This is a genomic window from Mesorhizobium sp. M7D.F.Ca.US.004.03.1.1 (assembly GCF_003998635.1).
Classification (GTDB): Bacteria; Pseudomonadota; Alphaproteobacteria; order Rhizobiales; family Rhizobiaceae; genus Mesorhizobium; species Mesorhizobium loti.
Genome location: NZ_RZQG01001448.1, coordinates 1 through 958, shown reverse-complemented (window position 1 = coordinate 958; position 958 = coordinate 1). Strand labels below are relative to the sequence as shown.

Genomic DNA, 958 nt, shown 5'->3' with positions numbered 1-958 from the left:
CTTCTCGGCCCGCATCATCGATGCGCGCAGTTCGGCGAGATCGGTCTCTTCGCCCGGCTGCGGATCGAGCTTGGTCAGTTCGGCCACCGCCGCTCGTAGATAATCGGCCTCGCGAGCGGCCGCCGCCACCTTGGCGCGATGACGCGACAGCTCCTGCTCGCTGACGCGCCAGTGCCGCCATGCCTCGCCGGCCGAGCGGACGGCGCCGAGATGGCCGCCGAAAGCGTCGAGCACCTCGCGGTGCGCGCCGGGATCGACCAGCGCACGTTCGTCATGCTGGCCGTGGATCTCGACCAGCGCGCGGCCGACATCGCGCATCAGGGTGACGCTCGAAGGCTGATCGTTGACGAAGACGCGGGTACGGCCATCCGCCGTCTGCAGGCGGCGCAGGATGATGTCGCCGTCATCCTCGATGGCGTTTTCGGCAAGCAGCGCGCGCACCGGATGGTTGCGCGGCACGTCGAATACGGCGATGACCTGACCTTGCGCCGCGCCATGGCGCACCAGCGACGCGTCGCCGCGCGCACCGAGCGCCAGCGACAAGGCATCGAGCAGGATGGATTTGCCGGCGCCGGTTTCGCCGGTCAGCACCGAAAGACCCGGCTGGAAGTCGATATCCAGCTTTTCGATCAGGACGATATCGCGGATCGACAGTCTGGAAAGCATCAGAACCCGAATCTAGAACGGCACGCGACCATTTGCAGTCGCAGCGCCGCACTATCTTTTTGTTTGAGCGTCGGATCAATCCGAAAAGCGCTGTGAACGCTTCAGTCGATGCTCAGACGTCAGGCGCCGGTGATCATCTTTCCGGCCTTGGATATCCACGACCCGGCATTTTCGCGCGGTGCAAGCCCATTGCTCTGCAGCAGCTTGTAGGAATCCTTGTACCACGAGCTGTCGGGGTAGTTGGTGCCGAGCACGGCGGCCGCGGTCTGTGCCTCCGAGGTCAGGCCCATCG

The 958-nt window shown here is 65.0% G+C and carries 1 protein-coding gene and 1 pseudogene; both read right to left on the bottom strand.

The annotated features are described in order from the left end of the window. On the bottom strand, positions 1-666 hold a 666-nt coding region (locus EN935_RS37845; protein ID WP_164771804.1), incomplete at its 3' end, for an AAA family ATPase. 119 nt (positions 667-785) lie between these two features. Beyond that, a pseudogene (locus tag EN935_RS42575) lies at positions 786-958 on the bottom strand (outer membrane protein assembly factor BamD); the annotation flags it as partial.